We start from the raw sequence: 22358 nt of genomic DNA, 5'->3' as shown, positions 1-22358 counted from the left end.
GTAACGAACGACATTCGTTCAATTTTTCCGGATCGCTTCACCAAAGATTCCGCTCTTTGCGTGTAGGACTAAAACCGGTGAGGGCAGGTCGATGAAGTATATTGGGTTCATTCTGTTCACGGTGCTGACCAATGCGGCAGCGCAGCTGATGCTGAAACACGGCATGATGATGCTCGGGCCGCTGAGCTTTGCCGGCGTGAACCCGCTCGTGAAGATCCTGCAAATCGTGTTCAGCCCGTGGATTTTTCTCGGCCTCTGCACTTTCGTGGTCTCCATGGCCTCGCATTTGTTCGTGCTGTCGAAGGTCGAGATATCCTTCGCCTATCCTTTCCTCAGCCTGGCTTATGTGGCGGTGGCGATCTTTGCCTATTTCGTGTTTCGCGAGGACCTGAATGCCTGGCGTATCGCCGGGATCGCCGCAATCTGTGTTGGCACGATCCTGATCGCGCAAGGCGGCAGCGGCCATGAAGCGGTGGCTGCGGATGCTGACCACGCCGCGCTCAACCAGACAAACCAGATCAATACAGGCGAGCTTGCCCGATGAGACACATCATCTTCGGTGGCGACGGTTTCGTCGGTCGTCACCTTGCACCCAAACTGGCAGCGGAAGGCGAAGATGTCGTCGTTGCCGACATTGCGAAGAGCCCGCTGCCGCATTACGCATCGGCCGTGCGCCACATCCACTGCGACGTCACGGACAAGGCGTCGGTCGCGGCGGTCGGCATCACGGGCGATGACATGGTCTACAACCTGTCGGCCAAAATGCTGTCACCGATCCAGGTCCGCGCCAAGCGGCACGACTTCTTCTTTCCCGTGAACTATCACGGTACGGAAAACATCATCGAGGCGATGGACAAGGCCGGCGCGTCCGAGCTGGTTCATTTCACCACCGACATGATCTACGGCCACACGGTCACAACGCCGATGACGGAGGATCATCCGGTCGCGCCGCTCGGCGAATACGGACTGTCCAAGTGGAAGACCGAAGAGCTCGCCGCCGATTGGCGCAAGCGCGGCATGGACATCACGCTATTCCGTCCGCGCCTGATCATCGGTCCGGGCCGTCTCGGCATCCTGGAAAAGCTGTTCAAGCTGATTGATGCCAATTTGCCGGTGCCGATGATCGGCTCGGGCAAGAACCCCTATCAGTTCATCTCCGTGTTCGATTGCGCCGAAGCCGCGCGTCTGGCTTGGAAGGCCGGCGTTCCAAACGAGGCCTATAATCTCGGCTCGCTTAACCCGCCGCCCGTGCGCAAGCTGCTCGGCGACCTCATCAAACATGCCGGTTCAGAGTCGATCCTAGTGCCGACGCCCGCCTGGGCTGTGAAGCGCACGCTCGACCTGCTTGATCGCATGAACAGACCGATCATGGACCCGGAGCAGTACCTCATTGCCGACGAGGAATGCGTGCTCGACGTGTCCAAGGGCGAGCGCGACCTCGGCTGGGTGCCGCAGTTCCGCGACGAGGACATGCTGATTGCCGCTTACAGCGAGTACCGCGCCAAGAAGGACGGCCGCGCCGTGCCCAGTGCCGAACACGTTGCGGCCGAATAGGAGACGAGCATGAGTGTCATGACCAGTCCAGCCACGAGCGCGCACCTGTCCGGCGATGCGTCGTCACCTGCTCCGCAGGCGCTGCCGAAGCCTAACCTGATCAGTGTCGAGGAAGCGAAGGCGATGGATGTCGCCCGCATGACCGACCTGTTCAAGGCGCATATGAACCCCGGTCAGCTCCACTTCATGAAGCTGCTCGGCTTCCACAAGATCAAGGTCGAGCGTGCCGAGGGCATGTTCTATATTGACCAGACCGGCCGCAAGATCCTCGATTTCTTCGGCGGCTTCGGGTCGCTCGCCTTCGGCCACAACCATCCACGCCTGTTGGCTGCGCGCCAGAAGTTCCAGGAAGAGAACCGGCACGAAATCGCCATCGCCTTCATGTCGCAATATCAGGCGGCGCTGACGCACAACCTCGCGGCCTGCTCGCCGGGTGATCTCGACATGGTGTTCCTGGGCTCGTCCGGCTCGGAGGCGATGGAAGCGGCGGTGAAGGTCGCCGAACGCGCCGCCGGCCCGAAAAAGCCCAAGATCGTTTATGCCGAGAACTCCTTCCACGGCAAAACCAAGGGCGTGCTTTCGATCACCGATGGCTCGCTTTATCGCGGTGACTTTCGTTTGGTCAATAACACCGTGCGTGTGCCCTTTGGTGACATCGACGCCATCGAGCGCGCCTTCCGCAGCGATCCGGCGATTGGCACGATCGTGCTGGAAACCGTGCAGGGCGGCGGCGGCATCATCACCGCGCCGACCGCCTTCTGGCAGAAGCTGCGCGCGCTGTGCGATCGCTACGGCGTGCTTTGGGTTGCCGACGAAGTGCAATGCGGCTACGGCCGCACCGGCCGCTTTTATGCCTTCGAGCATCACGGCGTCGTGCCGGATGTGACGGCCCTGGCCAAATCGCTCGGCGGCGGCAAGACGGCTATGGGCGCCATGATCGCGCGCCGCGAGGTCTTCATGAAGGCCTATGGCACGCCGAAGTCGGCCATGATCCACGCGCCGGCCACTTTCGGCGGCATGGGCGAAGCTTGCATCACCTCGATCGAAGCGCTGAACGTGCTTTACGATGAGAAGCTCATTGAAAACGCGGCTTCAACCGGCGCCTATCTGCTGGAGCGGCTCGAAGCGCTGCACGCGAAATATCCCAAGATCATCAAGGAAATCCGCGGGCAGGGGCTGATGGTCGGCCTCGAGTTCCAAGATTTCAGCCAGACCTTGCCGATGGTGTTGCGGCCCATGGTGGCGATGCTCGACGACAAGCTGAAAGGTTCGCTGTCCGGCTTCGTCGGCGCGCTGCTTCTGCGCGATTATGACGTGCTGGTGGCCTTCACCGAATATAACCGCAACGTCATTCGCCTCGAACCGCCGCTGATCTGCAGCCGCGAGAACGTGGACACCTTCATCGCAGCGCTCGACGCGCTGCTCGGTCGCGGCATTGTCGCGATCGTGAAGGACTTCGTAAAGAGCCAGATGGGCTGAGGACGCATAATGGCCGTTTCTGAACTTCAATCCGGTGGTCTTGCAAGCCGCTTTGCGGGCAGCATCGTCCGCCTAGGCGATGGCCTTCTATGTGCCGTCCTGACGCAGCGGGTCACCACCCTTGCAGCGGCCGTGACCTTCGTGCTCTTCACGATCGCGCTGGCGATCGTGCCGTTCTGGCATCCGGAGTATAACTGGGACATGGCGCCCTATCTGGCGGTCGCGCTGGAAAGCACGATCCCCGATCCGGCGGAACTGCATCGCACCGTCTGGAGCATGATGCAGGCCGGCGCGACGGAGGATCAGTTCCGGCAGCTGACGACCGCCAACGCCTACAACATGGCCCAATATGCCAATCCCGACACCTTTCATTCGCAGCTGGTCTTCTACCGTGTGAAGATCGCCTACACGATGTTGATCCGAGAGCTTGGCCCGTTCCTCGGCTATGTGCAGGTGACGCAATGGATCAATACGCTTTCGGTGCTGCTGATCGGTGCGGCCATGTTCGCGTGGATGCGCTTTGCCGGCATCATGCAGGCTGCGTTCATCGTCATTCCACTGATGCTGCTTGGCTCGTTCCTCACCATGGCGCAGCTTGCGATGCCGGACCTGATGGGATCGGCGGTGATGATCCTTGGCGTCTATTTCCTTCGCTCGGGCCGCGATTGGTGGGCGGTGCCCTTGTTGTTCCTCGGCTTCCTCGCACGCACGGACATGATTATCTATTTGTTCGCGCTGGTTCTCGCCTCGGCCGCGTTCGGTGGACGGCTGGCGCCGGTTCTGACGGCCTTCATTCTTGCCGTTCTTGCCTATGTGCCGGTTTCGCAGGCGGGCGATCATCCCGGCTGGTGGACGCATTACTACTTCACCAATGTCGAGATCCAGAACGACATGCGCGGCTTCCATCCGGCGTTCTCAGTGACCGCCTATCTCGAAGGTCTGGTGCGCGGCGTCACAAGCTCCTTCCGGTTCCACAACTGGCTGGCCCTATTCATGCTACTTATCTTCGGCTGGCTCGCGCTGCTGCGGGTGGGGCGCATTCCGCGAGAGGGCGTGACGGTCGTGCTGCTTGCAGCTTCGATCCTAGGCATCCTCGGTAAGTTCGTCGTGTTTCCCCTTCCTGAAAGCCGCGTCTATTTTCCCTACATGATGATCCTCGTCCTGACGCTGCTCGAATTCTGGCGACCGCGCTTCGACATGGAAACGCGACCCGTTCGTTAGGACGGTCATCATCCTGACAAGCCTTGGCAGCTCAGGTCGCGGCGCGTTTTCGCCATGTCGCAAACAGGCTGCATTCGCCTCGAAACGCTCTATAGTCTGCGGCGCAAATCAAGGTTGGAGTGGTTGGATATGGCAGCGTTTCCGGCGGAGGCGAAGGTCGTCATCATCGGGCTGGGCGGCATCGTGGGCGCGTCGGTCGCGCATCATCTGATCGAGCGCGGCTGGGACGATATTGTCGGCATCGACACATCCGGCATTCCAACCGATGTCGGCTCCACCGCCCATGCTTCGGACTTCTGCTACACGACCAGCCACGATTTCCTGTCGGTCTGGACGACGCAGTATTCGATCGATTTCTTCGAGAAGATGGGCCACTACGCCCGCGTCGGTGGCCTTGAAGTCGCGCGCGTCGGCGACGATGCGCGCATGGACGAGATCAAGCGCAAGATCGCATCGGCCAAAGCGTTCGGCACGCGCGCTCGGCTGATCGAGCCTGCCGAGATCAAGGAGAAATTCCCGCTCATCGAGGAAAGCCTGGTGCAGGGCGGGTTGTGGGATCCGGATGCCGGCCTCGTCATTCCGCGCTCGCAGACCGTTGCCGGCAAGCTGGTCGACCAGGGTGTCGCTGCCGGCAAGCTGCAGGCTTTCGCCAACACCGAAGCCACCGACCTCGTGATCGAGGACGGTCGCATCAAGGGCGTGGTGACCGGCCGCGGCACGATCATGGCCGATTACGTCGTGGTCTGCACCGGAATCTGGGGTCGCCTGACCGCTGCGATGGCCGGCGAAGACCTGCCGGTCATGCCGATCGATCATCCGCTGACCTTCTTCGGCCCCTACAATGAGTTTGCCGGTACGGGCAAGGAGATCGGATGGCCGTTGCTGCGCGACCAAGGCAACTCCGCCTATATGCGCGACACCGGCGATCCCCGAACGGCCGAAGGCGGTCAGATCGAGTGGGGCTATTACGAGGAAACCAATCCGCGCCTCGTTCACCCGCGCGAACTCCTTACCAAGCATGAGTCGCGCCAGTCGCCGTCACAGCGCGATCTCGACATGGAACAGATCATGGAGCCGCTGGAGCGCGCCATGGAGCTGACGCCGATCCTGGGCGAACTCGGCTACAATGAAGGTCATTCCTTCAACGGTCTGCTGCAGGTTTCCAGCGACGGCGGGCCCTCCATGGGCGAAAGCCAGAAGGTGCGCGGGCTGTGGTACGCCGTCGGCATCTGGGTGAAGGACGGTCCTGGTATGGGCAAGCTCATTGCCGACTGGATGACGGATGGCCGCACGGTGATCGATCATCACGCCATCGATTATTCGCGCTTTTACCCGCACCAGACGGAAGAGCAGTTCATCTTCGACCGTTGCTCTGAAACGGCGATGAAGGTTTACAACCCCGCCGTTCATCCCCGCGAGCCGTTCTCGAAGGGACGCGGTGTTCGCCGTTCGCCCTTCTATGAGCGTGAGGTGGAGCTTGGCGGCTACTTCATGGAGCTAGGCGGTTGGGAGCGCGCGCATGGCTATGCCGCCAACGAGCCGTTGCTGGAGAAGTACGGCAACCGCGTGCCGGTGCGTGAGAACGAGTGGGACAACCGCTTCTTCCACCGCGTGTCCAATGCCGAACATCTCGCCATGAGCGAGGACGTCGGCATCGTGAACCTGTCGCATTTCTCGATGTATGACATTGAGGGGCCTGATCATGTCGCGCTGCTGGAATATCTCTGCGCAGCAAAGATTGGCGGCGACAGCAATATCGGCAAGGGCATTTACACGCACTTCCTGGATGAGGAAGGCATGGTGCGCGCGGATTTCACGGTGGTCCGCATGGCCGACCGTTGCCGCTTGATCGACGGCGCCGATGCAGGTCCGCGTGATTACAACTACATGCGCCGGGTTGCTCAAGACAACGGCTTCGACGTCACCATCACGGATGTGACGGAAAAGTTCGTCACGATCGGCATCTGGGGGCCGAACGCGCGCACGACCTTGGCAAAGGTGGTGGAAGATCCGGCCGGCCTGGAGCCTGATGCGTTCCCCTTCGCCGCCATCAAGCCGATCACGATCGGCGGCGTTCAGGTCACGGCGTTTCGCATTTCCTATGTCGGCGAGCAGGGTTGGGAGCTGCATATGCGTTATGAAGACGGCCTTGCCGTCTGGGATGCGCTGCGCTCCACCGGCGTGATGCCGTTCGGCGTAGAGACTTATGCCAATACGCGCCGCATGGAGAAAAGCCTGCGCCTGCAGAACGCCGATCTCCTGACCGAATACAACCTTCTGGAAGCCGATCTCGCGCGTCCGAAGGTCAAGGAAGCGGACTTCGTCGGCAAGGCCAGGCACCTGGAATACAAGGCGCGGGCGCATCAACCTGCGACGCTCTGCACGTTGGTGATGACCGACAATACGGATGCGAACGGCGTAGCGCGTTATCCGGTCGGCATCATGCCGGTAATGGATCCGGACACTGGCGAAACGCTGGTGGACGAGCTCGGCCGGCGCTCCTTCACCTCCTCGGTCGCTTACGGTCCGACGCTCGGCAAGAACATCGCGCTCGCCTATCTCCCGCATGCCTATGCGAGGCAAGGCCGCAAGCTTCAGGTCGAGTATTTCGGCGAGGCCTACCCAGTGGAAGTTGCGGCTGTCGGTTACAAGCCGTTGTACGATCCGGAGAACCTCAAGCCCCGCAGCTAACGCTAGCAGCAGCCGCTCGCGGTATCGTGAGCGGCCATGCTCGAGTTCCGGCTATCGCCTCGTCACAAGCCGCGTATCATCCGGGTCATGCAGTGCGTGCCCGGTTATCCGTCAGGGCTGAGCAGACTGGCCGTGGCGAGCTTCGCCGCGCTTCTCCTTCCTGTACCCGCCCAAGCCGCTGAACCGGTCGATGTCGAGCTTGTGCTTGCCGTCGACGTTTCGCTGTCCATGTCGCCGATGGAGCTCGATATCCAGCGTCGCGGCTATATGGCCGCGCTGACCGACGCCAAGGTCGTGCAGGCGATCCAGGATGGTGTGCACGGCAAGATCGCGCTGACCTATTTCGAATGGGCGGGCGATGGCATGCAGCGCGTCGTTGTGCCCTGGACGGTGGTCGCCAATCAGGCCGATGCCGAGGCCGTGGCCGCCAAGCTGCAGGCTGGCGTTCCGAACAGCGCGCGCCGCACTTCCATCTCAGCCGCGCTAAGCTTTGCCGGCGATCTGCTGGCCGAAAGCGGCTATTCCGGCATGAAGCGGGTGATCGACATTTCCGGCGACGGCCCGAACAATCAGGGTCTGCCGGTCGACGGCGTGCGCGACCTGATCGTTAGCCAAGGCATCACCATCAACGGCTTGCCGTTGATGACCGCGGGCGGAGCGATGTCGAGCTATGACTTTGCCGATCTCGATACCTATTATACCCGCTGTGTGATCGGTGGCCCCGGCTCTTTCGTGGTGCCGGTCCACGACTGGAGCCAGTTCCCCGAAGCGATCCGCCGCAAGCTCGTGCTCGAACTGGCCGGACCGCTCACGCCGATCCCGGCCCGTTACGACGGTGCGGAACCCTCCGTGCTTCTGGCACAGGCGGGGAACGCCTATGACTGTCAGGTCGGCGAAAAGATGTGGGGCAATCGCAGCTGGATGTGGGACAGCCGGTAAGGCGAACCCTCAGGCCGCCAGCAACTGCTTGCGGTCAGCGCGCTCCTGCTGCGGCGAGCGGGCATAAAGCTCGCGATAGCACTTTGAGAAATGCGAGGCCGAGACGAAACCGCAGGCCACAGCCACTTCCACCACCGGCAGCGAGGACTGGATCAGCAGATGCCGGGCGCGGTCGAGGCGTATTTCGAGGTAGTAGCGGGCAGGAGAACGACCCATTTCCTGCCGGAACAGCCGCTCAATCTGGCGGCGTGACAGGTCGACATCGTCGGCGATCTCGATCAGCGACAACGGCTCCGAGAGGTTCGCTTCCATCAGTTCGATGATCGACAGGACCTTGGAATTCTGTACGCCAAGGCGCGCGCGCAGCGGCAGGCGCTGGCGGTCGGTCGGGCTGCGGACGCGGTCGGTCAGCACCTGTTCGCAGATGCGGTTGACGAGTGATTCGTCGAAATCTTCGCCGATCAGCTTCAGCATCATGTCGAGCGCGGCCGTGCCGCCGGCGCAGGTATAGATGTTCTGGTCGATCTCATAGAGGTCGGCGAACACGTTGGCCTTCGGGAAGGCTTCGGCGAAGCCGGGCAGATTTTCCCAGTGGATGGCGCAGCGCTTGTTGGCGAGCAGCCCGGCGGAGGCCAGGATGTAAGCGCCGGTGCAAAGCCCGCCGATCGACACGCCGCGATTATATTCCTCGCGCAGCCAGGCGAAGGCGGACTTGTTCTGGTAGGCCTCGACATTGGTGCCGCCACACACGATCACCATCGACGGGCGATCCGGGCCGGCCATCTTCTTGCGCTCGTCTTCGAGCGACGTGTCGGCCTTGATCTCGATGTTGTTTGAGCCTTGCACCGGCTTGCCGTCGAGGCTCGCCAGGCGCCATTTGTAGGCTTCATAGCCCAACATGCGATTGGCCGAACGCAGCGGTTCGATCGCTGTCGCAAAAGCGATCATTGTGAATTCGGGCACGAGAAAGAAAACGATCGAGCGCTTGAGCGTCTGCTTTGCCGACACTTGTGTTACCCCTTTAAAGATCCGTCATCATTGATCGCGACGGTTCGGTTACAAAACCAACATGGATTAAGTGACCGAATAGAGGCGGCGTCAACTCGAAAAGCGGAGACGCAGGACTTATCGGTCAAGAAATAACTGGCGCCTGTTCAACAAGGCGCAACAAAAAACCGCGCCGATCGCAGGATCGACGCGGTTCAAGACAGTTAAATAAGGCAAAGCTAATCAGACGAGCACGCCGAGACGGGCGCCGGCCATTGCAGCGCTCTGGCCAGGCATCGTGCGGCTCAGCCGCTGACGCTCGAGGGTGGTCACCATATTGCGCGAGTGGCGCTTGCCGAAGAGGCGCTTCAGAAACTTCATGACACGTTTTCCATGCAGGTTAGGTTACACGGTGTGCCGTCGGGTTTGGCTCGGTGGGGCAGGCCGTTGATGACGCGGATATAGGCTTGCGCTGCACCATTTGCAGCAGCGAATGCGAAGTGCTTAGCATTAAATGCGACATCGCCTGTGACTGTTATGCTTGCGCAAACTCTGTTGCAGCCAAGCAAATCAAGCCTTTACCAGTCTAGATCACCTGACCTGCGTCTGGCTCATGTGCGTCATGCGATTTTGGCGAGGGTGATGGTCTTGTTGCTTAGATGAGCGGCAATCAACGGTCAGTTGGAAAGAGCAACGCGGCAGCGCCTTCCAGGTCTGATACTTCGGCATAAGGCAGCCAGTCTGGATTGCCGATCTCGCCCCGCCGGTTCACCCAGATGCCGCGGAGCCCAAGCTCATGCCGCGCCTTCATGTCCCAGTACATGCCCATGGCGACATGCACGGTCTCGTCCGGCGTCACGCCCATTTGGCCATAAGCGTAATCAAAGAGCTGCCGTGACGGCTTGTAGGCTTGAGCCTGTTCGGCGGTAATTACGAAGTCGAAGGGCACCCCGATCTTCGCAACGGTCGGTGCGATCAGGTCGTCATCCGAGTTGGTGAAAATTGCAATCTTGTAGCGTTCGCGCAGCCGCCGCAGGACATCAGGAACTTCCGCGTGCGGTCCCATCGTCGTTGGCGAGACGGCAATACGCTCGATCTCGTCTGCACTCGGGGCCACACCATGTTCACGGAAGGCCGCCGCAAAGCCGATGCGCAGGATCTCCTTGTAAAGCCGATGCGGCTTTTCTGCCGTCAGCTTTCGGCTTTGCGCGGAAAAGCTGTCGAGAATTGCGGTAGCGGGCACGTCTTTCCGGTCGTGCGCTGCCAGCGTTTCGCCGATCTCGCGCAGAAGCACCTCGTACCATTGCACCAGCGTGCCATAGCAATCGAAGGTGATGATCTTCGGCGCGGGATCGAGCTTGAACGGCAAGGCGGAAGGTTCGGTCATCAAGTGGGCCTGTGTCTCAGGGGCTTGTTGCAGCAACGCGTCGGGCAGCGCTTGGTTCGGCGACCCATCAGCAACAGCCGCCTAGTTCTGCACAGGCGGCTGGAAGCTGATCCGCTCATGAACACTGTCTGGCCAACCAATATCCTTGCGGATGTCGGTTGGCAGGGCACCCAGCATCCTTTCCGTGCGCAGACGGGCGCGGTGGGCCAAATACATCGCTGCGAAGCGGGTGACATCGTTGAACATGCGCATCGATCTTCTCCCTAAGTGTAGTGAAAGCGGATGATCCCGCTTCCGTCCACTTGACTATGGGTCAGCTACAATGTTCAATCGAACGAAATCAGATGAAGCTTTGGATCAGGAAAAATGAACGCTCCTCTCAATCATCCTTTGCCTCTGCTTGAACTGGATGTGCTGAGGACCTTCGTGGCGATCGCCGACACCGGCAGCTTCACGCTGGCGGCGAATGCTGTTTTCCGGACGCCCTCGGCCGTTTCCATGCAGATTAAGAAGCTGGAAGAAAATCTCGGACGGCAGGTTTTCGTTCGCGATGCGCGTTCGGTGTCGCTGACCAAAGACGGCGAGATGCTGCTTGGTTATGCGCGCAGGCTGCTCGCGCTTAACCGGGAAGCCATGTCCAAGTTCGTCATGCCGGATATTGCGGGCGTGGTGCGGTTGGGCTCACCTGACGATTACGGCGAACACATCCTGCCCACCGTGTTGAAGCGCTTCGCCCAATCTCATCCGTCCATTGCGGTGGATGTGACAATTGATCAAAGCTCGAACCTCAAGCGGCGGCTGGCCGACCGCCAGCTTGATCTGACGCTGGTCACCACATGCAGGGATATCGAGGGCGCCGAGATCCTGCTGACCGAGCCCCTGGTTTGGGCCGGTGCCAAAGGCGGGTCGGCGCATCTGCGGGAGCCTTTGCCGGTTTCGCTTTGGGAAGAAGGCTGTGTTTGGCGCGCCAACGCGCTTGAGGCGTTGGGTTTGGAGGGCCGCGAGTATCGCGTTGCTTATATGAGCGCGCACACCGCTGGCCAGCGCGCTGCCATCATCGCCGATCTCGCGGTAGCACCCATGGCCAAGAGCTTCATCGGAGACGAAATCGTCGCGCTCGGCACCAAGGATGGCTTGCCGGAATTGTCGACCTACAACCTCGCTCTGCTTATGGCGCCGAACGCTTCGCCGCCTGTTCGGGCAGCGGCCGATCATATTCGTGCGACCTTTGAAGGGTTTCGCGAGACCGGCAAGTTCTAGGCGATCACTTCGCGAGGTGTTCGACCGAAAAGCGCGTGGTCGGGGAAACGAACTCGTCCTGCGCGCCCACCGTCAGGATTTCGCGCGAGCCCGCTTCGGCGGTGCGCTTGAGCAGGCCGTGGGTGGCGCTGGCGGCATGGGCGAGGGCAGCTTCCGCCGATTGTTCCTGCAGGAACTTGCCGAAGAACAAGGCGGCAATCGCGTCGCCCGCACCATTCACGCCGATCGGCAGCAGTGGCGTGCGCACGCGCATGAGGCCTGAACCAGCTGACACAACGATGTCGACCGCGTCATCCGGCGTATCATCCAGCCGCACGCTGGTGACCATGACGATCTTGGGGCCGATCGCATGCACGGCCGCGATGGCTGCTTCGAGATCAGCCGTATGCGCCACCGTAGTGCCGGAGAGATATTCCAGCTCGAACTGGTTGGGCGTGACGATATCGGCTGCGGCGACGGCGCGGTCGCGCATGAATTCCGGAATGCCCGGCCGCACGAAAACACCGCGCCCGACATCGCCGATGACCGGATCGCAGCAGTACAGCGCGTTCGGATTGGCTTCGCGTACGCGCGCCACGGCGTGAAGGATCGATTCGCCGATACCGGCATCGCCCATATAGCCGGACAACACGCCGTTGCAGCGCTCAAGCGCGCCGCGCTCGGCGATGCCGTCGATCAGTTCGCGAACATTCTCGCCGGTGTAGACCTGCCCGGTCCACTTGCCGTAGCCGGTATGGTTGGAAAACTGGACGGTGTTGATCGCCCAAACATCGATGCCCATGCGCTGAAGAGGAAACACCGCCGAGGCATTGCCGACATGGCCGTAGGAAACCCAGGACTGGATCGACAGGATGTTCATGACCGGCCTCGCGCTGTGAGCATTGCACGCCAGCTATTCAACGATCGATGCGATAGCAAGCGGCTGATTGAGGAACCGACTGTTCCAGAGCCTATTCGCGCCCGCGCCGCCCTTCACGTCCGCGCCGACGACCACCGCCGCCTTCCGCTGCCGCATCGGCCAGCACCTTGCGCGGCGGCAGGGTGACTTGTTCGGCGAGCTTGGGGAAGGGGTCGACCTTGTTCGGCAGCGCCATGGCGTGGACGAAATGCTCCTGAAATTTCGGCTCGAGCGCGGTTTCGATCTTCTCGATCTTCTGCACCGTCGACTCGATTTCGCGCCGGTGATCGCGACTCAGCAGGGCCATCAAGGCACCCGTACCCGCCGCGTTACCCACGGCCTTTACGTCGCTCAGGTCGCAATCGGGGATGAGGCCGAGCACCATTGCGTATTTCGGATCGATGAAGGAGCCGAAGGCGCCGGCGAAGCTGATCGTGTCGACATGATCGACGCCCTGCTTTTCCATCAGCAGCTTCACACCGGCATAAAGCGCAGACTTGGCGAGCTGGATGGCGCGGATGTCGTTTTGCGTCACTGTAATGCGCGGCGTACCGTCATGCAGGAGATAGGAGAAGGTGCGGCCGTTCGGCAGGATGCGCGCACTGCGCTCGGCCATCGCGCCGTCCACGACACCATCTTCGGATATGATGCCGGAAAGATACATTTCCGCGACCACCTCGATGATCGCTGAGCCGCAGATGCCGGTGACGCCGATGTCGGCAACGGACTCCGCAAAGCCGTCTTCATCCGACCACAACTCAGAGCCGATAACGCGGAACTTCGGCTCCAATGTCGCAGGGTCGATGCGCACACGTTCGATCGCGCCGGGCGCGGCGCGTTGACCCGACGAGATTTCGGCGCCTTCGAAGGCTGGACCGGTCGGCGACGACGCGGCAACAACACGGTTTCGATTGCCCAGCACGATCTCGGCATTGGTGCCGACATCCACCAGCAGCATCATCTTGTCCTGCCGATAAGGGCCTTCCGACAAGGTCGCGCCCGCGGCATCCGCGCCGACATGGCCGGCAATGCAGGGCAGGAGGTAGGTGCGCGCGCCCTGGTTGAAGTCGAGCGCAAGGTCGCTCGCCGCGCAATGCACAGCGCCTGATACGGCCAGCGCAAATGGCGCCTGGCCCAGTTCCGTCGGATCGATGCCGAGGAAGAGGTGGTGCATGATCGGGTTGGCGACGAAGACGGAATCCAGGATGTCGTGACGATCCACACCCGCTTCTGTGCAGACCTTGTCGGTCAGTTCGTTGATCGCCTGCCGCACCGCGACCGTCATGGCCTCGCGGCCATCCGGGTTCATCATGACATAGGACACGCGGCTCATCAGATCCTCGCCGAAGCGGATCTGCGGGTTGGACGTGCCGGATGATGCGACGATGCGGCCAGACAGGAGCGAAACCAGATGGATCGCGATCGTGGTGGAGCCGATATCGCAGGCGATGCCATAGGCCTCGTTCTTGAGGCCGGGCCACAGAGCGATGATCGTCGGCTGTTCGGCTTCGGGGTCGCGGTGGATCGACGCCGTCACACCCCACTCGCCTTTGCGCAGGATCTTCTGCACATCGGCCAGAAGATGGTGCGCCACCTGCAGGTTCTTGAAGCCCCAGTCGTGCTCCAGCACCACCTTCAGCCGGTCGAGATCCCCCAGCGGCTTGTGCATGTCTGGCTCGTCCACCTCGACGAAACAGAGCTGGATCGCAGGATTGCGCTCGATATGGCGATCAACCGCTGCTTTCCGGATGGTCTGCGCGTTGATGATGGTGTCTTGCGGTACGTCAACAACCAGATCGCCCTGGATCGTTGCGGAACAGGACAGACGCCGACCGTCCGGCAGGCCCTTTACGCGTTCGTAGCGCTCTTCCTTCGGGCCCTTCGGCGAGATGTGGTCGTTCGACGAGACGATCTTGTGCTTGGCGAAATTGCCTTCCTGCACCTCGATCTGGCACCGCCCGCACGTCGCTCGCCCGCCGCACACGCTTTCCACATAAACGCCAAGCTGGCGCGCGGCATCCAGCACCGGCGTGCCAAGCGGAAAATTCCCGCGTTTGCCCGAAGGCATGAACAGAACGAGGGGGTCTTTGATATTAAGCGGGGCGTTCAAGTCGAACTCGTCAATTATCTGCTTGCAACGGTACGTTCGAGCGCTTCGCGGATAAGGCGGGTATAGGGGATGCCCCGCTCCTTTGCCCGGTCTTTGACCGCCTGAAGCAATTGATTCGGCAAACGCATGTTCAATTGCGCCGACTTCGGAGCAAGTTCGAAACGCATGGGTTTGAAATCGGAAAAGTCATATTCAGAAAGATCAGCGTTCGCCACGAACTCTTCGGCTTCCTGATCGGTCGCGAATTCTGGAAACTTCTTAGAGCTTACTGTGCTCATAGCGTTTGATCTCCTTTTCATGCATGAAGCGCGCGCTGATTGGTCGGATCAGCAGAAGCTTTTCATGCCGGCGTAACGTGTAGACAACGAAGATGGGACGACCCGTCTTGAGTTGCCCGATGGCTCGAAATCGCCTCTCGAGTTGAGAAGGATCGGCGTTGGTTTGCAGCTCTCCAAAAAAGATGGACTCGATCTCGGCTTTGCTAACCCCGTGATCTGAACATTTTGGCCAATTGCCAGCGTCCCAATCGAACCCATCAAACCGCATGCTGCACTACACGTTTGTATATACGTTCAGGTGCGCCTTCCGCAAGCTTGCTTTTAGCCCCGGTTCATCCGCGCCTCGCGCCCGCCGCGGCGGCGACCGCCGGCGGCACCGGCGTCACCCGGCGCGCTGACCGCCACCGGAGCGGGGGCTGCGTGTTCGCCTGGCTTGTAGTCCTTGTAGGTCTTGATCCAGGTCGTGCAGTTCTCGTCGGTTCCGGCAAGCACGTTGGCGCCGCGAACGGCTTCCATTTCCTGCGGGCGGCAGGGGTTCATGATGGCCGAGGTCATGCCGGCGCCGATCACCATGGGGATGAAAGCGGCGTTGATGCCGTGGCGGTGGGGCAGGCCGAAGGAAATGTTCGACAGCCCGCAAGTCGTGTTGACCTTGAGCTCCTCGCGCAAACGGCGCAACAGCGCGAAGACCTGGCGGCCTGCATCGCCCAGAGCACCGATCGGCATTACCAGCGGATCGACCACGACGTCATGCGCGGGAATGCCGAAATCCGCGCAGCGCTCGACGATCTTCCTGGCGACGGCAAAGCGGACATCCGGGTCCATCGAGATGCCGGTCTCGTCGTTGGAGATCGCCACCACCGGCACATTGTATTTCTTGACCAGCGGCAGGATGGCCTCGAGCTTTTCTTCCTCGCCCGTGACCGAATTGACTAGCGGACGGCCCTTGGCGACCTTGAGAGCTGCCTCGATTGCAGCCGTGACCGAACTGTCGATCGACAGCGGCAGATCGACCAGGCCCTGCACGATCTCCATCGTCTGCACCAGCAGGGCCGGTTCGGTGGCGTTCGGGTCGACGGCCGTGACGCCGGCATTGACGTCGAGCATGGTTGCGCCGGCCGCAGCCTGTTCCAGCGCATCCTTGATCACCGTCTCGAAATTGCCGGCAACCATCTCGGCGGCCAGCTTCTTGCGACCGGTCGGATTGATGCGCTCACCGATGACGCAGAAGGGCTGGTCGAAGCCGATGACGATTTCGCGGGTCGCGGAGGCAACGATCGTGCGGGTCATGTGTCTGGTGGCCTTAGGGTGTGTCGGTTAAAAATCAGGCGAAGAGGGCAGAAGGATATGCAGATGTCTTTATATCCCATGAGCCGCGCTTGACAAGCCATTCAGCCGACTTCTTCAAGCCGCCAAATGGAAAGACGTGGATCTGGGTAATGGGCGAGCTTGGGCGCCGTGAGCTCGCTTCGATCGGCCCGACGACTTCTTCCGGGTTGTGGCCCACAGCAAGAGCAGTCAGCGACAGCGCGTTCTTTTTCAGGAAATCGATGGAATTGCCCACGCCGCACATGGCGGCATATTTGATGAGGGTGGGGAACTTGGCGGGACCAGCGACGCCGAGGTGAACGGGCAGGTTGATGCCCTCCGCGCGCAAACTGTCGGCCCAGCCGATGAACTTGGTTGGATCGAAGCCGAACTGGGTGACGATACGGACATCAATGCCCGTGCGGTCGGCGAAAGCCTGCTTTTCCCGCAGCGCCTGCATGGCAGACTCCAGGGAAAAGTCCGGACTGCCTTCGGGATGGCCTGCCACGCCCATGGCCTTGATGCCGTTTCGCTCGAACACACCGGTGTTCAACACCTCCATGGCCGAGGCGAACTCGCCGGCCGGCTTGTCCAGCCCGCCGCCGATCACCAGCACATCGGTGACGCCGGCTTCGGTGGCTGCGCGCTTGACCCGGTCTTCCAGGGCAGCCCGCGTCGTCAGTCGGCGGCACGCGAAGTGCGGCACGGGCGTGTAACCGAGGTCACGCACGCGCTTGGCGGCCGCGGTCAGGTCTTCAACTGTGTCGGTGCCAATGTCGGTGACGTAAACGCGCGTACCGGCCGGAAAAAGGCCGGGAAGCTCGGCTGATTCGAGTGCCTGCTTGGGCACGATCTCAATGGATGCAGGTATGTGAATCATTGCCGAGCCTCCTCCGGCTAGCCGTCGCTGCGCCCGCCCGCCTTGACCAGCGCGACGAGCTTTTCCCGTGGATAGTCCTCTTCCAAACGCGTCATCGCCTTGTCGGCCTCGGCTTCCAGATCGTCGGAAACCGGCTCCGGCGCGGCGCGTCGCCAGTCCGCCAGGTAAGCGTCCGTATCGCCCGCTCCCGTCCGCATGGCGCACATGTCGATGGCTTCCGTGAAGCGCAGCGACAGTTCGCGTTTGGCGGTTTGCCGGCCTTTCTTGACGATCACCTGGGCGGGAATGTCCCGCCAATAAACAACGACCAAATCGGCCATGTTTGCGTCCTTTGCGTCTTGGGTTGAGGTTGCAGGATGTGCTTGCCCGCCGCTTGTTATGCGACGACGCTGGCGCATTCAAAAGCGACGCGCCTGTCTTGGCGTCGTCACCAGAACCAGGCTGCAACAGCATGCAGCGCATAGTTGACCGTGCCGGCCAGCGCCACGATCAAAACGACCGAGAAAGCGCCGGCCGCAGCAGCCACGCCAAGCAGGATGCCGTCGCGTTCCGACAAAGCGAGACCGGACAGCGCGATAGTCAAAGCAGGAAACCAATTGCCGAGCGGGATCGGCAGTGTCACCAGCGTTCCCATCACGAGCGCAAGCAGGCCGATGACGCGCTCGTCATAACGGTCCGGCATTGGCCAGAAGCGCGGCTTGATCCAGCGTTCGAGCCAGATCAGGCGGGGAATGAAGCGTTCGGCCAGTGCGCGAAACTGTTCGGCCTGGACGGAGCGCACGAGAATGAACTGCGGCAGCCAGGCTATCTTGCGGCCCCACACCATCTGCGCCGACACGATCATCAGCGGCAGACCGAGAACGAGCGTCGTACCTGGCGGCAGCGGCAAAAGGTTGATGGCGGCGAAAAAGACGAGAAGGGCGGCGAAGCTGCGGTCACCCAGTGCGTCACGAATTTGGCGTACCGTCACCGGGCCATTGGCGTTGTCGGCAAGCGACTTGAAAACCTGCGACAAACGCGGTGGCAGCGGCTCGCCGTCGATCAGATCGCGGGCAGCTTCCGGAGTGCCTGGCCCGAAGGCGGGGTCTTCAATCATGGGGAGTGTCGGTTCCTGGGCTGCAACTGGCCATGCTCATTTAGAGGATCATGGCAGAGGTTCACGACAATCCGTCATGCATCATCGACGCAGTTCCAGAATATCGAGCTTCGACTCGAAAACAGGCGCCGGAAATTCGATGCGAAAACCCTTGGCCGTGCGGAAGGCGTAGCCCACCTGATCGGCGTCGGCATATGTGCCATAACGCTTCGGCTGCTCACCTTGCACGAACTGCGTGCCAAGATAGGTCAGCCGCAGATCGTTGTCGTCATAGAAGCGGCCTTGCGTGCGTTGCGAGCCGTTGATCTTGCTCAGGAACCAGCCGGCACCATCATCCGTCACGCGACACTTGAACCAGCCGTAAACAACGGCAGCAGGATCGCCACCGAGCTTGATCGTGCGGCATTGCCAATCGCCTGTCATGTCGAAACCCGCAAAGCGCAGCGGTCGCTCGGTCATGACGGTGTTGACGACATCGACGTCCTTTGCATCACCGTTTTCGCGCGCGTCGTTCAAGGCTTCCGTGCGGGTCGCCTCGTATTTCTCCAAACGCGCCGCGTCGCTCTTGGTGATGATCCGGCTGATCGCGCCGTCGGCGTGAGCCGAGGCCGTTGAACCAAGAAGAACAGCCGCCAGAAGCAGTCGACGCATCATGAAATCCTTTGGAGCCTTGAGGCGAGCCCGATCATCACAGGTTCATTGATGAGGAAGCGCAGCACGTTGCAAAGCCGGCTCCAGATCGCCATAGCCGGTGAAGCGGTATTCGTAATCGAGCTTGAGATAGTCGGCCGCCCATCGGGCTTTTTCCTGAAGCGCGGGATCATCTGTCTGCGCAAGATAAACGATCTTGGTGTAGTTGCCGAACACCATGTCGCGAAGTTCGGGATGCTTGTCCAGCTTCAGTGGTTCGATCACGAAGGCTTCGAACTGTCGCGTGATCAGGTCGGTCAGGTAGAAGGCCGTAAACTCGGTGTCGATCCCAGCCATGAAGCGCTCGTTGCCGGTGAAAAAGGCGTAGCAATGCGGCCCTTCGATGCGTTCGACGCCTTCTTCCGCGCAGATCTTGTCGAGCTGCCCCTGCGTGCCGCACTCGGCATAGCCTATGAAGATGCGGCGATAGCCTTTTTCCCGCGCCGCCTTGATCTGCTCACGCATAGCAGGCGCGATCTTTGCGGGATACACATGCCAGATCGCCGGAAGGCAGGTGAGGTCGACATGGTCGAGGCGGTTCAGCTTGGTGACCGCCAAAACCTCGCGCGCGATGGCGCCGCACGCGATCACCAGAAGGCGGTCTTCAACAGGCACAGCGCTGCCGCTCGTCTCGATGAAAGCAGCTTTTTCTTTATTTTCACGGCGACGCTGACTCATGGGAACTATTTTAGCATCTTCTCGTTTTTGAAGCGAAACAAACCGAGGGACGACAAATGACCAATTCGCGCATTGCTACCATCGCCGTTCTGGCCGCCGCGCTTCTTTCCGCAGCCTGCGCCAACACGATCCGCGGCGTCGGTGCCGATACCGCAAACACTGTGAACGCCACCCAGTCGGCTGGCCGCAACGTTTCGAACGCTGCACAGTAAGGAAAGCCCGAACTGGACGCCGCGAGATCCGCCGCCGCCAGTTCATCTAAAACAAAGGCCGCGATATCCATCGCGGCCTTTGTTGCATCTGGGCCTTAGGGCCGCCGATCAGCTTCAAGCGTGCTGATTGTGCTTGCGCTTCATGAACTGCTTGGCCGTTTCCACGGCAACAGCCGCATCGCGGCAATAGGCGTCGGCGCCAACGGCCTTGCCGAACTCTTCGTTCAACGGTGCACCGCCGACCAGCACGACGTAATCATCGCGGATGCCCTTTTCCTTCATCGTGTCGATCACGACCTTCATGTAGGGCATGGTGGTCGTGAGCAGAGCCGACATGCCGATCAGGTCCGGCTGATGCTCTTCAATCGCGTTGAGGTAGTTCTCGACCGGATTGTTGATACCGAGATCGACCACGTCGAAGCCTGCACCTTCCATCATCATGCCGACGAGGTTCTTGCCGATATCGTGGATGTCGCCCTTGACGGTGCCGATCACCAGCTTGCCCTGCTTCGGCGCGTTGGTGGCGGCGAGGAGCGGGCGCAGGATGAACATGCCGGCCTTCATGGCGTTGGCCGAAAGCAGCACTTCCGGCACGAACAGGATGCCATCGCGGAAATCCTCACCCACGATGCGCATGCCTTCCACCAGTGCTTCGGTCAGGACCTGATAAGGCTCCCAGCCGCGTTCCAGCAGGATGTTTGTGCCTTCCTCAATCTCCTCCTTGAGGCCGTCGTAAAGGTCGTCATGCATCTGCTGAACGAGTTCTTCGTCGGAAAGCTCGGACAGGATGATTTCGTCGTCGGACATTCTGTGCTCCCAGGCATGCCGCGCTCTGTGGGCGAGCGAAGCAGTCACGTGTAGCTTATTCCGTAAACTACGCGTTCCGCATAGTCATTTTGCGACGCGCGTCGAGAAGAAAGCGACTGGATTCTTGCGCCGGCCCCTTGTCGATTTTGCGACACATGCTGGCGCAGCCAAACCGTTTCGCGGGGGGTGCTCGACTACCATCGCCGGAAAGGTCTATGTGCCGGTTCATTGGGTGCGGGCTTGCTGGTTCAGGCCGGTTTGTTGGTTCAGGGAAGAGAAAAATGAGCGATACAGTTGCGGCTGATCAGGACGGTGCCTCCGCGGGTGGCCGCCGTGGACGCGGTGCCAGCGGCGGAGCGGCAGCACGCCGTGCAGCCCGTACAGGTGGTGGACCGGGCACGCAGCTCACTTACATCAAGCGCCAGATCAACAGCTTCGAGGTCCTCAACGAAGAAGGCCTTGCGCTGATTGAGCGCAATGCCGACACCGTACTCGAGGAAATCGGCATCGAGTTCCGCGACGATGCCGAAGCGCTGGCCATGTGGAAAGAGGCCGGCGCCGACGTAAAAGGCGAACGCGTCCATTTTCCGCGCGGCCTTTGCCGTTCGCTGTTGAAGACTGCACCCTCGCAATTCACCCAGCATGCCCGCAATCCCGAGCGGTCCGTGCAGATCGGCGGCAAGGCCACCGTCTTCGCCCCGGTTTACGGCCCGCCTTTCGTGCGTGATCTGGAAGGCAATCGCCGTTACGCGACGATCGAAGACTTCCGCAACTTCGTGAAGCTCGCCTACCTTGCGCCCTCGATCCACCATTCCGGCGGCACGGTCTGCGAACCGGTTGATGTGCCGGTGAACAAGCGCCATCTCGACATGGTGCATGCCCATATGACGCTGTCCGACAAGCCCTTCATGGGCTCGGTCACCGCACCGGAACGCGCCGAAGATACCGTGGCGATGGCCAAGATCCTGTTCGGCGAGAAGTTCGTCGACGAGAACACCGTCATCATCAACCTCATCAACGCCAATTCGCCGATGGTGTTTGACGAGACCATGCTGGGCGCGGCCAAGGTCTATGCACGCAACAACCAGGCCTGCATCATCACGCCCTTCATCCTCGCTGGCGCCATGAGCCCGGTGACGGTCGCCGGCACGCTGACGCAGGTCCTGGCCGAGGTTCTGGCCGGCGCATCCTTTACGCAGCTGGTGCGTCCCGGCGCCCCGGTGCTGTTCGGCACCTTTGCCTCGTCGATCTCCATGCAATCGGGCGCACCCACCTTCGGCACGCCGGAGCCTTCGCTCGTGTCTTATGGCGCAGCACAGCTCGCCCGCCGTCTCGGCCTGCCGTTCCGCACCGGCGGCTCGCTCTGCGCCTCCAAGATCCCGGATGCGCAAGCGGCTTACGAGAGCGCCAACACGCTGAACTCGACGCTGCTGGCCGGCACCAACTTCGTGCTGCACGCTGCCGGCTGGCTCGAAGGCGGTCTGGCATCCTGCTACGAGAAGTTCATGATGGATGTCGACCAGCTCGGCATGGCGCAGAAGCTCGCCGAAGGCGTCGACCTCTCCGAAAATGGTCAGGCCATGGATGCCATTCGCCAGGTCGGCCCCGGCAGCCATTACCTCGGCTGCGATCACACGCAGGCCAATTTCCAGACTGCGTTCTATCGCTCCTCGATCGCCGACAACAATTCCTATGAACAGTGGCTGGCCGAAGGCGAGAAGACCGCGCCGCAGCGGGCCAACGAGCTCGCCCGCCGCTGGCTGGAAAGCTACGAAGCGCCAGCGCTGGATCAGGGCATTGCCGACGGGCTGAACGATTTTATCGCAGTCAAGAAGGAGTCCATGCCCGACGCCTTCACTTGAAAGGAGCCCGAAGACAGCCGG

Annotated in this window: 24 protein-coding genes; 9 read left to right on the top strand and 15 right to left on the bottom strand. The window is 61.1% G+C overall.

What is annotated here, in order from left to right; all coding sequences use genetic code 11:
* Positions 1-91 precede the first annotated feature (91 nt).
* From IE166_RS06305 to IE166_RS06280, 6 genes are all read left to right on the top strand, one after another.
* A complete protein-coding gene (locus IE166_RS06305; RefSeq protein WP_189502596.1) occupies positions 92-544 on the top strand; it encodes a DMT family transporter in 453 nt (150 codons plus the stop codon).
* Positions 541-1554, top strand: a complete 1014-nt coding sequence (locus IE166_RS06300) for an NAD-dependent epimerase/dehydratase family protein (protein WP_189502595.1) — start codon at positions 541-543, stop codon at positions 1552-1554. The genes IE166_RS06305 and IE166_RS06300 overlap by 4 nt, the downstream gene beginning before the upstream one ends.
* Before the next feature lie 123 nt (positions 1555-1677).
* A complete protein-coding gene (locus IE166_RS06295; protein WP_244641409.1) occupies positions 1678-3033 on the top strand; it encodes an aspartate aminotransferase family protein in 1356 nt (451 codons plus the stop codon).
* Between the two features lie 9 nt (positions 3034-3042).
* Positions 3043-4254 carry a hypothetical protein gene (locus IE166_RS06290; protein ID WP_189502591.1) on the top strand — a complete coding sequence of 404 codons (1212 nt, stop codon included), beginning with the start codon at positions 3043-3045 and terminating at the stop codon, positions 4252-4254.
* A gap of 129 nt (positions 4255-4383) precedes the next feature.
* Complete coding sequence (locus IE166_RS06285; RefSeq protein WP_189502589.1) at positions 4384-6945, top strand: GcvT family protein; 2562 nt, start codon at positions 4384-4386, stop codon at positions 6943-6945.
* An 87-nt stretch (positions 6946-7032) separates the two neighbouring features.
* On the top strand, positions 7033-7884 hold the full coding sequence (locus IE166_RS06280) for a DUF1194 domain-containing protein (protein WP_189503263.1): 852 nt from the start codon (positions 7033-7035) through the stop codon (positions 7882-7884).
* Positions 7885-7893: 9 nt separating this feature from the next.
* On the opposite strand, the gene IE166_RS06275 is transcribed toward IE166_RS06280, so the two are convergent.
* The 4 genes from IE166_RS06275 to IE166_RS06260 all read right to left on the bottom strand — a co-directional run bounded on the left by IE166_RS06275 (position 7894) and on the right by IE166_RS06260 (position 10510).
* Positions 7894-8832: a GlxA family transcriptional regulator gene (locus IE166_RS06275; protein ID WP_244641408.1), complete on the bottom strand. Its 939-nt coding sequence runs from the start codon at positions 8830-8832 to the stop codon at positions 7894-7896.
* A gap of 282 nt (positions 8833-9114) precedes the next feature.
* Complete coding sequence (locus tag IE166_RS06270) at positions 9115-9252, bottom strand: hypothetical protein (RefSeq protein WP_189502585.1); 138 nt, start codon at positions 9250-9252, stop codon at positions 9115-9117.
* Positions 9253-9541: 289 nt separating this feature from the next.
* Positions 9542-10258 (bottom strand): haloacid dehalogenase type II, encoded by a 717-nt coding sequence (locus IE166_RS06265; RefSeq protein WP_189502583.1) that lies wholly within the window; start codon positions 10256-10258, stop codon positions 9542-9544.
* Positions 10259-10339: 81 nt separating this feature from the next.
* Complete coding sequence (locus IE166_RS06260) at positions 10340-10510, bottom strand: hypothetical protein (protein WP_189502581.1); 171 nt, start codon at positions 10508-10510, stop codon at positions 10340-10342.
* 114 nt (positions 10511-10624) lie between these two features.
* Between IE166_RS06260 and IE166_RS06255 the strand changes: the two genes are divergently transcribed.
* Positions 10625-11518: a LysR substrate-binding domain-containing protein gene (locus IE166_RS06255; protein ID WP_189502579.1), complete on the top strand. Its 894-nt coding sequence runs from the start codon at positions 10625-10627 to the stop codon at positions 11516-11518.
* Between the two features lie 4 nt (positions 11519-11522).
* On the opposite strand, the gene pdxY is transcribed toward IE166_RS06255, so the two are convergent.
* The 10 genes from pdxY to IE166_RS06205 all read right to left on the bottom strand — a co-directional run bounded on the left by pdxY (position 11523) and on the right by IE166_RS06205 (position 19456).
* Positions 11523-12377, bottom strand: a complete 855-nt coding sequence (gene pdxY, locus IE166_RS06250; protein ID WP_189502577.1) for a pyridoxal kinase PdxY — start codon at positions 12375-12377, stop codon at positions 11523-11525.
* Between the two features lie 91 nt (positions 12378-12468).
* The gene (locus tag IE166_RS06245; RefSeq protein ID WP_189503262.1) at positions 12469-14484 is read right to left on the bottom strand and encodes an ASKHA domain-containing protein; all 2016 of its coding nucleotides are present in this window, start codon (positions 14482-14484) and stop codon (positions 12469-12471) included.
* 56 nt (positions 14485-14540) lie between these two features.
* Complete coding sequence (locus IE166_RS06240; RefSeq protein ID WP_189502575.1) at positions 14541-14804, bottom strand: CopG family antitoxin; 264 nt, start codon at positions 14802-14804, stop codon at positions 14541-14543.
* Complete coding sequence (locus tag IE166_RS06235; RefSeq protein ID WP_189502573.1) at positions 14785-15072, bottom strand: BrnT family toxin; 288 nt, start codon at positions 15070-15072, stop codon at positions 14785-14787. Before IE166_RS06235 ends, IE166_RS06240 begins: the two co-directional genes overlap by 20 nt.
* A 53-nt stretch (positions 15073-15125) precedes the next feature.
* On the bottom strand, positions 15126-16094 hold the full coding sequence (locus IE166_RS06230) for a methyltetrahydrofolate cobalamin methyltransferase (RefSeq protein WP_189502572.1): 969 nt from the start codon (positions 16092-16094) through the stop codon (positions 15126-15128).
* Between the two features lie 34 nt (positions 16095-16128).
* Complete coding sequence (locus IE166_RS06225; RefSeq protein WP_189502570.1) at positions 16129-16992, bottom strand: methylenetetrahydrofolate reductase; 864 nt, start codon at positions 16990-16992, stop codon at positions 16129-16131.
* Between the two features lie 17 nt (positions 16993-17009).
* On the bottom strand, positions 17010-17312 hold the full coding sequence (locus IE166_RS06220; protein WP_189502568.1) for a virulence factor: 303 nt from the start codon (positions 17310-17312) through the stop codon (positions 17010-17012).
* Between the two features lie 107 nt (positions 17313-17419).
* Positions 17420-18088, bottom strand: coding sequence for an exopolysaccharide biosynthesis protein (locus IE166_RS06215; protein ID WP_189502566.1), 669 nt, complete (start codon positions 18086-18088; stop codon positions 17420-17422).
* A gap of 81 nt (positions 18089-18169) precedes the next feature.
* Complete coding sequence (locus IE166_RS06210; protein WP_308430513.1) at positions 18170-18739, bottom strand: DUF4893 domain-containing protein; 570 nt, start codon at positions 18737-18739, stop codon at positions 18170-18172.
* A 45-nt stretch (positions 18740-18784) separates the two neighbouring features.
* On the bottom strand, positions 18785-19456 hold the full coding sequence (locus IE166_RS06205; protein WP_189502563.1) for a DUF1638 domain-containing protein: 672 nt from the start codon (positions 19454-19456) through the stop codon (positions 18785-18787).
* Positions 19457-19512: 56 nt separating this feature from the next.
* Here IE166_RS06205 and IE166_RS06200 point away from each other — a divergent pair, with 56 nt between their 5' ends.
* Complete coding sequence (locus IE166_RS06200) at positions 19513-19668, top strand: entericidin domain-containing protein (RefSeq protein WP_189502562.1); 156 nt, start codon at positions 19513-19515, stop codon at positions 19666-19668.
* 114 nt (positions 19669-19782) lie between these two features.
* On the opposite strand, the gene IE166_RS06195 is transcribed toward IE166_RS06200, so the two are convergent.
* Positions 19783-20475 (bottom strand): corrinoid protein, encoded by a 693-nt coding sequence (locus IE166_RS06195; RefSeq protein ID WP_189502560.1) that lies wholly within the window; start codon positions 20473-20475, stop codon positions 19783-19785.
* Between the two features lie 281 nt (positions 20476-20756).
* Here IE166_RS06195 and IE166_RS06190 point away from each other — a divergent pair, with 281 nt between their 5' ends.
* Positions 20757-22337 (top strand): trimethylamine methyltransferase family protein, encoded by a 1581-nt coding sequence (locus IE166_RS06190; RefSeq protein ID WP_189502558.1) that lies wholly within the window; start codon positions 20757-20759, stop codon positions 22335-22337.
* The last annotated feature ends 21 nt before the right edge of the window (positions 22338-22358 follow it).

The sequence above is a fragment of the Tianweitania populi genome, from assembly GCF_014652875.1.
In the GTDB taxonomy this organism is placed as follows: Bacteria; Pseudomonadota; Alphaproteobacteria; order Rhizobiales; family Rhizobiaceae; genus Tianweitania; species Tianweitania populi.
The sequence above is the reverse complement of the archived record's forward strand: the minus strand, read 5'-3'. Positions and strand labels throughout refer to the sequence as shown.